The sequence below is a fragment of the Mesorhizobium liriopis genome, assembly GCF_024053505.1.
Lineage (GTDB): Bacteria > Pseudomonadota > Alphaproteobacteria > Rhizobiales > Rhizobiaceae > Mesorhizobium_B > Mesorhizobium_B liriopis.
Genome location: NZ_JAMXQS010000011.1, coordinates 13208 through 25942, shown reverse-complemented (window position 1 = coordinate 25942; position 12735 = coordinate 13208). Strand labels below are relative to the sequence as shown.

Here is a 12735-nt window from a genome sequence, read left to right as displayed (position 1 = left end):
ATCGCGCCGGCTGGCTTCATGCTTAATTCGGTAGAATGAGGGGTGCCTTAATAACGCGATGTCTTTGGAACAGGATCAGGTCACTTGCCCCGCCATAAACAGCAAAAAGCCCCAGACCCAACCGAAGCCGAGCCTGGGGCTATGAGACGTGCTTTGGCGTATCAGCGAGCTGCCGCGCAGAGGCCGACAAGGGCACCATCATAGGAAGCCGGATCGGCCAGGATATCGACGCACCGCTTCTTCATCTTGGCTGCAGTAGTGCGCCCGTTGTCAGCACTGAGTGCGAAAGACCGCATGCGGCTGGTGCCTCGGTCTCCAACGCTGCTCGGCCCGTTACCGAAGCCCGTCCCCGACCCCGTGTTACCACCGCCTGCGGTGCCACCTCCTCCAGAATTGCCGCCGGTTCCAGATCCATTGCCGCCGCTATTGCCGCCACCTCCAACGCCAAGGCCGCCGCCAACCGAAACCCCGCCACCGCCGCCGACTGATGCGCCGACACCAGCATTGAGGCCGCTACGACCACCAACGCTGGCTCCCACCCCGGCGCTTACGCCCCGACCGCCGCCGACACTTGCACCTACGCCAGCATTCACGCCACGCGATCCGCCGACCGATGCGCCGACGCCTGCACTTGTTCCGCGCGAACCGCCAACGCTAGCTCCTACACCTGCATTGACGCCGTTCCGGCCGCCAACCGAGGCACCAACACCTGCGTTCACCCCCTTGCCGCCTCCAACCGAAGCACCGACTCCGATACCGCCCACGGATACACCAACGCCTAGCCCGCCGCGCCCGTTGCCGCCGATGCTGACACCAAGCCCGCCGCTGCGTCCGCCACTCATGCCGGCTCGGCTTTCAGCGAATGACTGACTCGGCAATGTTGCAAGCATGATGCCACAGGTGGCGAAGGCGAATACAGTTTTACTAAGTTTCGACACTATCGGTGCTCCTCTCTGATGGTCGGAATGAAGCAACGGATCCAGTCTCAAAGTTGTTTCATGGTATCGATAGCAAGAAGGACTATGTCGGCTGGCCGACATAAGTATCTGTTGTTTCAATATGAGACGTGTTAGGTCAGTAAGACTGGTGCTTCGCAATCGCTCCGCGGACGCTCCCTAGTTAGCCGCAGTCGACGTAGGCGACGAACTGTTAGAGTTGTCGACGCTCGGCTGAATTGTCGAGTAAACGACCAAACAAACTGCTCGCGGATCAAGATCTCGCAAACGTCGTTGGCTTCTTCATGGTAACGTGGAGGACGTGCCTTGTTCGAAATGATGACCCATCGCTTTGCTTCAGTCGATGCCGTTGTAGCAGACGCACTCGCAGCCTACTTTGTGCATGAGGCTCATCCGCAGGATCGAGATCGTGTCCGCAAACTTACAGAAGACGCATTGAGGCAAGCGGCCGCTGTGCGCGAGCAAAGATCAGCCTAGTCGTTCTGATGCCTGCTCAGAACGCCCTGAAGTGGCACAAGGCTACGGCCAGTTAAGCTGAAGATCACGCCGACGGTCGTCTGCAGGAGCTGTACACACTGAAACGCTGGACGTAGCCGATCGAGGATCAGGACTCCGTAGTGCTTATCTGGAAACTGTGGCCCAGACCGAAGGCACTCTCAAGTTCACACGGCCTGCACTTGCGCTGCTGCTTCAGGAATCGGCCACCGATAAGCCTCCTCTGCGCGGTTCTCCAGCCCTACGCGGTTTTTGACGATCACCACGCCCCGCTTGTTGCGAATGAGGCCTTCGCCTTCGAGCACATGCAGGATGGCTGTGACGGTGGTGCGTTGACCTGCCACCATGCGCGCCATGAACTCATGAGTCAGCTGGATCACGTCGCCATCAGCACGATCATGGCACAGCAACAAAAGGCGGGCGAGACGCTCGGTCATGTCATGATGGCCACGTGCATAGGCCGTCTGTGCGATCTGTCGCAGGCAGAAGTAGAGATAGCTTAAGAGATGGGTGAAGAGGGAAGGCGACTGCTCGGTCAGTTGGCGCAAGGTTGGCGCCTCGATCCGCAGAGCGGTGGTGCCATCGACCTGCACCACGGCATCCGCTGGAATGGTTGGATGGCCCAACAGGAATGGGCACCCCACCATGCCTTCACGTCCGACCAGACCGAATTCGAGCCCTCCCACATTCGACCCGGGTGCTTCGCAAGCGATGATGCCACCCTCTGGAAAGTAAAGGTGTCTGATCGGCTCGTGGGCTTGGATTAGAACCTGTCTTTTGATGAGCGACACGCGCTCGAGGTGAGACTCGATCAGCGCACGATCTGAGAGGGATAGTGTGCGTAGGAGGCGGTTCGAGGTTTTTCCTAAGAAGGCTTCACTTTGCTTCCCGGTCTGTGAGCCAATCTGTGCACCAAACCGATCTGGAGCGCTCACCGTTCTATCCCGCTTCCCTGTTCTCATTTATTGAGAGGTAATTTCCAAAACGACACTGCGGCCATCTCGTTCCACGAACAGCGCATCTGTCCAGAAGGTCGCCGATGCCTCGTTTCTTTTTCAACATGCCCGGTCAGTTCGAAGATCCTGATGGTGCCAGTTACAAAGACCTGGATGCCGCTCGCAATGAGGCCATCACATCAGGTCGGGAGATGGTAAGCGAGCGGATCAGGCAGGGCGCCCTTATTGGTCACGATAAGATTGAGATTGCCGACGAGAACGGCACTCTCCTCGAAACCATCCGCCTACGCGACCTAATTTGGATGGATTAATGTGGCAGACAATTGCCAAGCCGAGTTCAGCGCGCTGGAAGTTAATAACCGCCCAGCCTGTTACGGAAGAGAATGCGGCTGAGCGGGTTCATGTCTGGCGTTGGTCCTAATAGCAAAGCCCTAGGCCCGACCGAAGCCGAGCTTGGGGCTAGTGGGGGTTTCCTAGATAGCAGGCAAAGCTAGATAACCAGCATGCACGACAAATTGCCTCCTGCAGCAAGAACCTTAGGATTGGCGGGCCTGATACCATTCCTGATGTTGTCGGCTGCGACGTGGCTCACCCAAGAGCCATGGAGCGGAGGCGCGGCGTTCGCTCTGATGGGGTATGGTGCAGTGATCGCCTCGTTCTTGGGAGCGGTGCACTGGGGGCTCGCATTGCGGGCGTGTCCGGATGAGGAAGGCGCGGCTTGGTGGCGGTTTGGTCTCGGTGTCGTGCCTTCTCTGATAGCTTGGGGTGCAGCACTTCTGCCTACAATGACAGGACTCTTGGTTGTGTGGGAGGCGCTTGTGGTCCTGGCCCTGCTGCTTGTGGCGATAGCGGCGGTGGAGACCCAAGCCGCGCGGCGAGGTCTGTTGCCGCTCGGCTACCTACGGCTCCGTTGGCAGTTGTCGCTCGGAGCATCTGCATGTTTGGTGATTGCGGCGCTGGCGTAGCGCGTAGAGTTAGAAGCTCGATCGAAATGAAGACACGAGACCGATCGATCACGATGCCCTAGGGTTGGGCTGCCATCGCTTGCACCCATCATAACTCGCAGGCTCTGCCTCCGCCTTGGCCGGCAGTCCCAACCCCTTGTTCATCTTCAGTCACATGGAGAGCGGCACGCTCGGAACTCTTCATCCCCTGTTCAGCTGTGTCAGGTGCACCATGTGCGGGTAGGCAAACTGATAGGAGGACAGAGACAATGGACAGACGCTCGTTCCTGACAGGGCTGCTCGGTCTCGCTGGCGCTGTTGCGGTGGCGAAAGTCATCGGCCCGGAAGAAGCGGAAGCTGCTGTCATCAACCCAGACGGGATCTTGGAGGAACTCGACGCAAGCGAAGGCGAAGCAACGGACGTTCAATATCGCCGCAACTGGCGTGAACGGGAATGGCGCAGGCGTCGACGTCGCGAGCGTCGGTGGAGGCGTCAGTACTACGGACGCCGCAGAGGCTACCGTCGCGTGTGCCGCACCGTGCGGCGGAATGGTCGCTGGCGCCGTGTCTGCCGACGCGTGCGTTGGTAATGACCTGACTTGCGAAGCCCCGGTCTTTGCCGGGGCTTTTCGTCTCAGCGCTCACTGTCCGCTCGACTGTGAGTTTTAGAACCTCTCCTTTGGTGATTAATCGTCTGCGTCAGCTTCTCAGTCGCCTTGCGATGAAGCGAATTCACGCAAAAAAGAATTGCTCGCCAAGTACCGAGAAGAGGCGTTGTCGTGTCTCCGATGTTGATAAAGGTGAATGCGCTACTCCGACCCAATCATCAAGTTGGCTCTGCTCGGACAGAGTCCCTTCAGCCGAGCCGCTCAGCGCTGCGAAGCGACATGTTTGGTCCCCACCCGGCTCGTCACCGGCGCTGAGCACCACAGGTTCGGATGACAGTTCGGGGGTGCGTCATCCACATGGCCCGGCGCTTGTTGACCGCAAAGGCGTCGGGCCAATCAGCCTGGCGCTCAATCCTCGGCAAAAGTTCGCGATACAAGCACCTGCAAACGACGTACATGTCCCGCGGACAAGTCTCCGATGTTGAGATGGCGGACGCAGCGTCACAGCTGTGCGTCACGGAATGTCGCGTTATCGATGAGGGATGAGAGGCGAAGCAGATATCAGCCTCACGCCCCCGCACTCCCTGCAAAGACTGCGGGTTCGCATCGGGCCCGACGCTTGCACCCAAACCCCCGCATGCGTCGGGCTTCCTCAGCCAGACAGCTCGCTGGCTTAGTCTCTGCCGACATAGCGCTCCGCGCTGAGCCTACCCACATACTGCTCTGTGTTCATGCGCAGCGTAGTCAGGCGCAATGACAGGCTCGGCCACCGCATCGATGGCCACAGGCGGCATCGCAGTCGTCATCGCTCTTGCTGCCGTGGCTACTGCAGTCGGTTTCGGCTATCACCAGACACTTCGGATGAGGTAGGCGAGCCAGTAATCCATTTGGCACACCGGCAGGGCTATCTCATCAATAGGAGTCAGCAGGCGGGGACACCTTTGTAGCATCCACTTTTCAGTTCGTTGAAGTTGGCCAGGATGATCTGGCTCTGGTGGGGACTGACTGTTTGAATTTGCGAGGCTTACGACCTTTTCCAGCCGCAGTTACGTAGTTTGACCAGTTCCGAGCCATCGCGTAGGAATGTCTCGAAGTAAGGCCACGTCCTTCCCCATATCGGGTTTCAAGTCCGGGACGGCCCGGCGGTTGAACCGCTGGAGGCCGCTGTGGCTTGGATTGCTCTTATCATCGCAGGATTGTTTGAGGTCGTCTGGGCCTTCACCATGAAGCAATCCGCAGGCTTTAGTCGCTTCTGGCCATCAGTCATCACGTTTGTCGCCATGGCGGTGAGCTTTGGCTTGCTCGCATGGGCCATGCGTGTGCTGCCCCTTGGCACTTCTTATACGATATGGACGGGCATCGGTGCGGTCGGTGCATTTCTGGTTGGCATTCTGGTTTTGGGCGAGCCAGCTAATCCAATGCGTCTTCTTGCAGCCGCGCTTATCCTTGGCGGCCTCATGCTGATGAAGCTGGCAACGCCATCATGAACAAAGCCTTTGCACGTACTATTCGCACATCCCCGCTAGACTGCGTGCTGCTTCCAACCAATGGCAGCATCCAAGCCAATCTGGAGGTTATCCATGCCTGAACTCTCTCAGCTTGCGCTTTATGTGGCTGCTGCATTCCTGCTCGCGATAACGCCTGGTCCTGGCATCTTCTACGTTGCTGCACGCACGCTTGCGGGCGGCCGGGCAGAGGGACTGTCATCGAGCTTGGGGAACGGCCTAGGCGGCATGTTCCATGTGGTGGCAGGAAGTCTAGGCGTCTCAGCAATAGTCCTGGCGAGCGCTGAGCTATTCACTGCTCTGAAGTTCATCGGAGCGGCTTACCTCGTGTGGATGGGCGTCAGGACATTCCTGTCCGCACGACGCGATGCATTAAACGCCATGAGCGGCATTGAGCCGGCCCCTCCCATCGGCCCACGGCGCGCCTTTCACGAGGGCGTTTTGGTTGAGGCGCTTAACCCTAAGACAGCAGCTTTCTTTCTCGCCTTCATCCCGCAATTCGTGGATATGACGGGCAACATCGCTTTGCAATTTGTAGTGCTAGGCTTCATTTCCGTGGTGCTGAACACGGCAGCGGACGTGGTGGTGGCGTTTGCAGCGAGTGGCATCCGACACGGCGCAACAGCACGGCCTAATCTCGTGCGACGCATACGTGAGGGCTCCGGCCTTGCCATGGTTGCGCTTGGCGTTGGCCTCGCTCTGGCTAGACGTCCGGCGAATTGACCGCTTCTGTTTCGATGTCAGCCTGCATGAGCGAAGGGAGGTTTCCGCCTTGGCACTAACAAACCACGACCTGATTGAGCTTACAGCTTGGCGTAGGAAGCTGCATCAGCATCCTGAGATCTCGAATGAGGAGCAGCTGACGGCTCGCGAAGTTGTGGCATTTCTTCAGGATACGAAGCCTGACCAGATACTCACTGGCATGGGCGGTCATGGCGTAGCGATCGTCTATGACAGCGGCAAGCTTGGTCCCACCGTTCTATTCCGTTCCGAGCTCGACGCGCTTCCCATTCACGAACTGTCCGGCGTTCCCCACGCTTCACAGGTGCCGGGGAAGGCTCACATGTGCGGTCACGACGGCCACACAACGATCCTTGCCGCGCTCGGGCGGCAGTTCGGACGCGCAAGACCGGCCCGCGGACGGGTTGTGCTGATGTTCCAGCCCGCCGAGGAAACCGGCGATGGTGCCGCCGGCGTCATTGATGATCCGAGGTTTGCTGAGATCGCGCCGGATTATGCCTTCTCGCTTCACAATCTCCCAGGCGTCCCGTTGGGTGAGGTGCGGCTCAGGGCTGGGACAGTGAACTGCGCGTCCCGGGGAATGCGCATCAAACTGTCCGGAAAGACCGCACATTCCTCGATGCCCGAGACTGGCGTGTCGCCGATGCAGGCGATCAGTGAGTTGATGCCCGCACTTCCTCGTCTTGGTCGGGCGAGCTTCGACGTCGATGAGTTCCGGATGGTGACTGTCACGCACGCCGCCATGGGCGAGGCCGTTTATGGCGTCGCGCCGGGCTATGCCGAGGTCTGGGCATGCCTGCGAACACGGCTCGACAGCAACATGTCGGAACTTCGCGAGGCTGCGGAAGCTCTCGTGACCGATATCGCAACCCGTCACGGACTATCGCTTGAGATCGAGTACCATGAGATATTCGTTGCAAGCGTAAATGCGCCCGAGGCAGTCGAGCATCTTCGCCAGGCCCTCGACGAACTGAGCATTGCGCACAGCGAAGATGACCTACCCATGCGAGCGTCGGAGGACTTCGGCCTGTTCGGGCACGAGGCGAGTTCCGCGATGTTCTTTCTGGGAGCAGGGGAGCAGCACCCAGCACTCCATAATCCCGATTACGACTTCCCCGACGACTTGATCTCTATCGGTGCGCGCGTGTTCATGCGTGTCGCCGCCAACCTCTTGGGTGAGGGTTCAGCACCGGCGACGCAGTTGGAGCAAGAGCTTCGAGGTCAAGCATGAGCGACCAGATACGTCAGTTGCTGCTGGTCTATGCGGCTTACATCATCGCGGTGGCAAGCCCTGGTCCGAGCAACATGCGCATCATGGGTGTGGCTATGGATCAGGGGAGACGGGCCGCCCTCATATTGGCGGCAGGCGTCGTTACCGGATCGGTGTTCTGGGGGATGATGGCAGCAACGGGTGTTTCGGCTATGTTGGCACGCTATGCAGAAGCCCTGATCGTGCTGAAGATATTTGGCGGGCTTTATCTGCTCTACCTGGCTTTCAGGGCAGCTCGGGTAGCACTTGCATCTGACAGTGCAGCATCGGGGAACGGGATGGCCAAAACTCGGCTCTCGCCCTTTGCCTTGTACCGACGAGGCCTTCTCATGCACCTGACCAATCCCAAGGCGGTGCTGGCTTGGATCGCCTTGATGTCACTCGGGCTTGGCCCTGGTGCGGCGCAGCATACGGTCCTGGCGATCCTCGGCGGCTGCGCGCTGCTGAGCATTACGATCTTCTGTGGCTATGCCATCGTCTTTTCGACGGCGCCTATGGTCAGCCTGTACCGAAGAGCACGCCGGTGGATCGAGGGCGTGCTGGCATTGTTCTTCGGGTTTGCCGGCCTTCGTCTGCTTTTGTCGCGCAGTTAGAAAGGCCGGATATGGCTCTCTTTCATGGTCTTTCAGCCTTTCCGCTCACGCCTGCCGATACAAACGGCTCGGTTCAGGATGGGCTGCTGACCCGGTTTCTCGACCGCATCGTGGAGGCTGGTGCGGACAGCATTGGCTTGCTCGGCAGTACTGGTGGCTATGCCTATTTCACGCGCGAGCAACGCATGCGTGCTGTTTGCGTGGCGGTGAACCATGTCGATGGCCGCGTGCCGATTGTGGTCGGCGTCGGCGCGTTGCGCACGGATGTGGCTGTGGCGCTGGCCGAAGATGCGTATGAGGCGGGCGCAGACGGCCTATTGCTTGCTCCCATGTCCTACGCGCCGCTCACCGAGGAGGAAGTGTTCCAGCACTTCGCGGCAGTGGCTGCGGCTGGGCGCTTACCTCTGTGCATCTACAACAACCCTAGCACCACGCGCTTCATCTTCAGCGAGGCGCTGATCGCGCGTCTGGCAGAATTGCCCAATGTAGAAGCCGTGAAGATGCCACTGCCCGAGAACGATGATTTCGCAGGCGAGTTGGCCCGGCTGCGGGACATTACACCAAAGCATTTCGCCATCGGCTATAGCGGAGATTGGGGTGCATCGAACGCGCTTCTGGCAGGCTGCGATGCCTGGTACAGCGTGGTGGCAGGCCTGCTTCCCAAACCTGCCCTCGCGCTGACGCGCGCAGCACAAGCAGGCAACTTGGCCGAGACAAACCGGATCAACACGGCGTTTCAGCCACTATGGGCCTTGTTCAAGCAGTTCGGCAGCTTCCGGGTGATGCATGCCATGGCGGATGTGCTGAACCTCGGGAGCATACTCCCGCCACGGCCGGTTCTGCCGGTTCCGTCGAACGAACGCGTTCGGGTTGAGGCAGCCATAGATCGGCTCGCACAGTTGGACACCTGAGCGAAGCGAGTTCAGTCGCTCGAAACCAGATAATTCTTCGATGCGTAACGCTTGCGAGCAGGTTCTTTCCTGCTGCCCGCTGGGTCCGCCTCCTTCTGGCGGGACGGGCGCTGTTCGCAGGAAGCGACTTTGCAATTCACGCCATGCTTGGTTCACTTCTAGCGCTGCCTGTCCTGACGCTGTTTCTCGGGGCGCTTCTGGTGAAGCGCCTGCGCGGTTTCCGCTGGTGGGCGGGCATCCTCACCGTTCTCACGCTCGTCCAGTTCGCGCCCGCCGCTGGCGATAGCTCGCCGCTCCTCGCCTACCATCCCCTCAACGGCGCGCTCCTGCTCATTGCGAGCCTTGTACTCCTTGCGAAAATCGAGCATCGCCGGGTTCGCGTGTAAAGCGCCATCCTTACGGCCAGTGATCGGGCGAACCGTGAAATGGGGGATATCGACACGACGTCACGAGCACTCGTGCATCGTGAGTTCACCGGCAAGGCCGTTCTATTGGTCGTTTGATGTTGAGAATTCTGCAAGCGGACAGACGACTTTCGGCAACTCGACCTTTTATGCCGAACGTCCATGACGGGCTCGAGAGCTGGCATTCTTTCCACCGCGCACGAACGTCTGCTTTGCGGTGATCATCAATTGTAAGCAGACAGTCGGCTCTTGGCCCATGAGCTGCTGTTCCGCTTTGCGCCTTCATTACAGTCATTCCTTTCATTCTGACTTAGTTTCGAAATCTGACATTGAGGCACGGTAATCCGAACGCCCGGACTGCGTAGGACGCTGAGCGGCACCTTATTTGCCGGCAGGAGAAGCAGGCCTAACCGAAGCCATCAGTCTTGCCCTTGTCACAACCTGCCGCAGCCCTTCATTCGCTCTGAACATTGGAGGGCATTGAATGAGCCGATGGTCGTGGGTTCTCAGGCAGATGCGGCGGCATATCGGGTTCCGTGCCGCACTGATCAGTCTGGGCGGTATCCTGCTTGCTTCGCTGTCTGGCTTGGCGGGGCGCCTCATCCCCTACGAGTTCCATGTCGAGATCGGTCAGAATGCCGTCGGCACCATCCTGCAGATCCTGGCATCCAGCATGCTGGCGGTGACGACCTTCTCCCTGACGGCAATGGTGACGGCCTATGGATCGGCAACCCAGCTCGCCACACCGCGCGCGACCCAACTCCTGCGCGAAGATCCAACTTCGCAGAATGCCTTGTCGACTTTTCTGGGCGCTTTCGTCTTTTCCATCGTTGGCATCATCGGCCTGCAAACCGGCCTCTATGGAAACCAGGGCCGGATCGTGCTCTTTGCCGGCACAATGGCGATGGTGGCAGCCGTCGTGGTGACCTTGCTGCGCTGGATTACCCACATCACTGCCTTCGGCCGCATGTCAGACGTGATCGACCGCGTCGAAGATGCCGCGTCCCAATCCATGCAGGACTTTGCCCGTTCACCCTTTCGCGGTGGACGCCCACCCGTCGACGTGCCTGCCGGCGCCGAGCCGCTTTGTGGCAAGCAGGTTGGCTATGTCATCCATGTTGATGTGCCAGCACTCGGGCGGATCGCAAGCAAGAACAATCTGACGATCCATCTCGCCGCGATCCCCGGAACGCTTGTGCATCCCTTCCGACCGCTACTTTTTTGGACGGGAAGCGCAGACGACGAGGCAAAGGAGGCGATGAGGGAGGCCTTCACCTTCGGACGGCACCGCGCATTCGATCAGGATCCGCGTCTGGGCTTGATTGTGCTATCGGAGGTGGCGAGCCGCGCCTTGGCGCCTGCGACCAACGATCCGGGCACGGCGATCGAAGTGATGAACAGCCTCCTGCGCGTGTTCCTCAAACTTGCGCCGCCAGACCCGGACGACGATCAAGATAACGATACACCGTCCGATCTTCCACCCGTCCACGTCGCGACGCCAACCATGGTGGAGATGATGGCGGATGCCTTCGATCCGATCATCCGCGAGGGGGTTGCCGAGGTCGAGGTTGCGCTGCGCCTGACGAAGGTTCTGGCAGCGATCCACGACACACTTCCCGAAGCGCGCCCCGCAATTGCCGCTTATGCAAGACGTGTGGCCGAAAGCGTCGAACGTCGGCAAGAAGACCCTTATGCCCGCGACCTCTTCGCAACCGCGCATGATACATTGTGGAACGCCCGCAGAGCTTGATTGGTGCTTTTAAGCATTGGAGGCGCCAATCTGGCTTGCATCGCCTGCATATTGGTTCTCCGCCCGCTTACGGCGCAGCGCATCGGCGATGAACAGGCGCGACAGGCCGTGATAAAGCGGCTCGGGCGAGATCACGCGCGCGGTGCCGTAGCCGAGCATGGCTGACAGCATCAGCGGGATGACATTGCCGTTGCCGCCGGTCATTTCGAGGATGATGACGAAGGCCGTCATCGGCGCCTGCACGACGCCTGCGAAATAGCCCGCCATCCCCAAAATGGCGGCAAGGCCGACGCCCATGCCGAGCAACTGCCCGACCGCGCTACCGAAGCCGGCACCAACGGAGAGCGACGGCGCGAAGATGCCGCCGGGAATGCCAGAGATCATGGAAAAGAGCGAGGCGAGAAGCTTTTCGGCGAAGAAGAACGGCGACAGTGCGCTGCCTTCCACCGCACTCCGCGCCTGCTCATAGCCGGTGCCGAAGGTCTGGCCGTCTGACAAAAGGCCGATCAGGGCCACGCCGAGGCCGCATGCGGCGGCAAGCATGACGGTGCGCCGCAACGGGTCGGGAGAAACGAAGCGGCGTATGCGACGGGTCAGACGCAGCGCGCACAGGCTGAAGCCCGCGCCCAAGGCACCGCCGCCGACCCCGCAGACAAGAACGGCGAACCAGTCGCGCAAGGTCGTTGCGTGCGCGTTCGCCTCGCCGAAATAGGTGTAGTTGCCGAGCAGGCCGAGGGCTGCAAGGCCAGCGACGATCACGGCCGAAAGCACGAGCCCATTCGTGCGCGCTTCATAGGCGCGGCCCATTTCCTCGATGGCGAAGACGATGCCGGCGAGCGGCGTGTTGAAGGCGGCCGCGATGCCGGCGGCCGAGCCCGCGAGGATCAGTCCACGCGCCTGCGCCATGTTGCCAATGCGCGCGGCCTGCAGCATCAGGGAAGCACCCACCTGCACGGTCGGCCCTTCGCGGCCGATGGAGGCACCGACGCCAAGGCCCAGGATCGTCAGGAGAACCTTGCCGAACGCAAGCCGCAGGGACAGGAAGGGACGGCGGTCGGCGTCATCGTGGAAGTGGCGTGCGGCGATGGCCTGCGGAATGCCGCTGCCTTGCGAGCCGGGAAAGAAGCGCAGCGCGAGCCATGAGGAAAGTGCGAAGCCAAGCGGTGTCAGGAGGAGGCAAAGCGGCAGCCACGCGCCGTCTTCGCCCAATATCGACCGGAAGAGATGCTGAGCCGCATCGGCGGCCTTCGCGAAGCCGACACTGACCAGACCGATAGCGAGCGCCCCCAGCCAGAAGACGAGGCGTGGCCGCCAGAGGCGCGGCGACATCCAGAGACGCCGGGAGCGTCGATACAGACGCGATCGGGAGAGACTGATTGGCTTGATGCGAGGACGAGGAGGCATGAGTCGTTTCTATCACGCTTCAGGCCGCCGTTCGGCGAGCAAAGAACTGATACAGCAATTGGCTCACTTTGTTGCTGGTTGCTTTAAGCAGGCTGGACCCGAAGCTTCACCTTTTGTATCCTGCCTTGAGGCGTGTGCTGCGTGCGCCCGGGGCTTTTCGAGCTTCGACTACGGAGAACGAGATCAACCGTTTTTCCG

General features: G+C 60.1%; 12 protein-coding genes. 9 read left to right on the top strand and 3 right to left on the bottom strand.

Going from position 1 to position 12735, the window contains the following annotated elements:
* Positions 1–161: 161 nt before the first annotated feature.
* Together NGM99_RS21655 and NGM99_RS21855 are read right to left on the bottom strand one after the other, a co-directional pair.
* The gene (locus NGM99_RS21655; protein ID WP_289852603.1) at positions 162–296 is read right to left on the bottom strand and encodes a hypothetical protein; all 135 of its coding nucleotides are present in this window, start codon (positions 294–296) and stop codon (positions 162–164) included.
* Positions 297–1618: 1322 nt separating this feature from the next.
* A complete protein-coding gene (locus NGM99_RS21855) occupies positions 1619–2386 on the bottom strand; it encodes a Crp/Fnr family transcriptional regulator (RefSeq protein ID WP_252822476.1) in 768 nt (255 codons plus the stop codon).
* 104 nt (positions 2387–2490) lie between these two features.
* Between NGM99_RS21855 and NGM99_RS20580 the strand changes: the two genes are divergently transcribed.
* From NGM99_RS20580 to NGM99_RS20545, 9 genes are all read left to right on the top strand, one after another.
* Positions 2491–2718, top strand: coding sequence for a DUF6894 family protein (locus tag NGM99_RS20580; protein ID WP_252822474.1), 228 nt, complete (start codon positions 2491–2493; stop codon positions 2716–2718).
* Positions 2719–2910: 192 nt separating this feature from the next.
* Positions 2911–3372 carry a DUF3429 domain-containing protein gene (locus tag NGM99_RS21850; protein WP_353937444.1) on the top strand — a complete coding sequence of 154 codons (462 nt, stop codon included), beginning with the start codon at positions 2911–2913 and terminating at the stop codon, positions 3370–3372.
* Positions 3373–5125: 1753 nt separating this feature from the next.
* Positions 5126–5446, top strand: coding sequence for a quaternary ammonium compound efflux SMR transporter SugE (sugE, locus tag NGM99_RS20575; protein ID WP_252822473.1), 321 nt, complete (start codon positions 5126–5128; stop codon positions 5444–5446).
* 93 nt (positions 5447–5539) lie between these two features.
* Positions 5540–6187 (top strand): LysE family translocator, encoded by a 648-nt coding sequence (locus tag NGM99_RS20570; protein ID WP_252822471.1) that lies wholly within the window; start codon positions 5540–5542, stop codon positions 6185–6187.
* Positions 6188–6236: 49 nt separating this feature from the next.
* Complete coding sequence (locus NGM99_RS20565; protein WP_252822525.1) at positions 6237–7436, top strand: amidohydrolase; 1200 nt, start codon at positions 6237–6239, stop codon at positions 7434–7436.
* On the top strand, positions 7433–8068 hold the full coding sequence (locus tag NGM99_RS20560) for a LysE family translocator (RefSeq protein ID WP_252822469.1): 636 nt from the start codon (positions 7433–7435) through the stop codon (positions 8066–8068). Before NGM99_RS20565 ends, NGM99_RS20560 begins: the two co-directional genes overlap by 4 nt.
* 11 nt (positions 8069–8079) lie before the next feature.
* Complete coding sequence (locus NGM99_RS20555; protein WP_252822467.1) at positions 8080–8979, top strand: dihydrodipicolinate synthase family protein; 900 nt, start codon at positions 8080–8082, stop codon at positions 8977–8979.
* A complete protein-coding gene (locus NGM99_RS20550; RefSeq protein WP_353937446.1) occupies positions 8976–9365 on the top strand; it encodes a DUF6220 domain-containing protein in 390 nt (129 codons plus the stop codon). The genes NGM99_RS20555 and NGM99_RS20550 overlap by 4 nt, the downstream gene beginning before the upstream one ends.
* A gap of 502 nt (positions 9366–9867) precedes the next feature.
* Positions 9868–11133: a DUF2254 domain-containing protein gene (locus NGM99_RS20545; protein ID WP_252822463.1), complete on the top strand. Its 1266-nt coding sequence runs from the start codon at positions 9868–9870 to the stop codon at positions 11131–11133.
* A gap of 9 nt (positions 11134–11142) precedes the next feature.
* Here the strand turns inward: NGM99_RS20545 and NGM99_RS20540 are convergent, their stop codons facing one another.
* Complete coding sequence (locus NGM99_RS20540; protein WP_252822462.1) at positions 11143–12537, bottom strand: chloride channel protein; 1395 nt, start codon at positions 12535–12537, stop codon at positions 11143–11145.
* Positions 12538–12735: the final 198 nt, after the last annotated feature.

What these genes read in the sequence shown, in the direction of transcription:
- NGM99_RS21655 (WP_289852603.1), bottom strand. Translation starts at nt 296, where the DNA reads ATGCGGTCTTTCGCACTCAGTGCTGACAACGGGCGCACTACTGCAGCC.
- NGM99_RS20580 (WP_252822474.1), top strand. Translation starts at nt 2,491, where the DNA reads ATGCCTCGTTTCTTTTTCAACATGCCCGGTCAGTTCGAAGATCCTGAT.
- NGM99_RS21850 (WP_353937444.1), top strand. Translation starts at nt 2,911, where the DNA reads ATGCACGACAAATTGCCTCCTGCAGCAAGAACCTTAGGATTGGCGGGC.
- NGM99_RS20570 (WP_252822471.1), top strand. Translation starts at nt 5,540, where the DNA reads ATGCCTGAACTCTCTCAGCTTGCGCTTTATGTGGCTGCTGCATTCCTG.
- NGM99_RS20560 (WP_252822469.1), top strand. Translation starts at nt 7,433, where the DNA reads ATGAGCGACCAGATACGTCAGTTGCTGCTGGTCTATGCGGCTTACATC.
- NGM99_RS20555 (WP_252822467.1), top strand. Translation starts at nt 8,080, where the DNA reads ATGGCTCTCTTTCATGGTCTTTCAGCCTTTCCGCTCACGCCTGCCGAT.
- NGM99_RS20545 (WP_252822463.1), top strand. Translation starts at nt 9,868, where the DNA reads ATGAGCCGATGGTCGTGGGTTCTCAGGCAGATGCGGCGGCATATCGGG.
- NGM99_RS20540 (WP_252822462.1), bottom strand. Translation starts at nt 12,537, where the DNA reads ATGCCTCCTCGTCCTCGCATCAAGCCAATCAGTCTCTCCCGATCGCGT.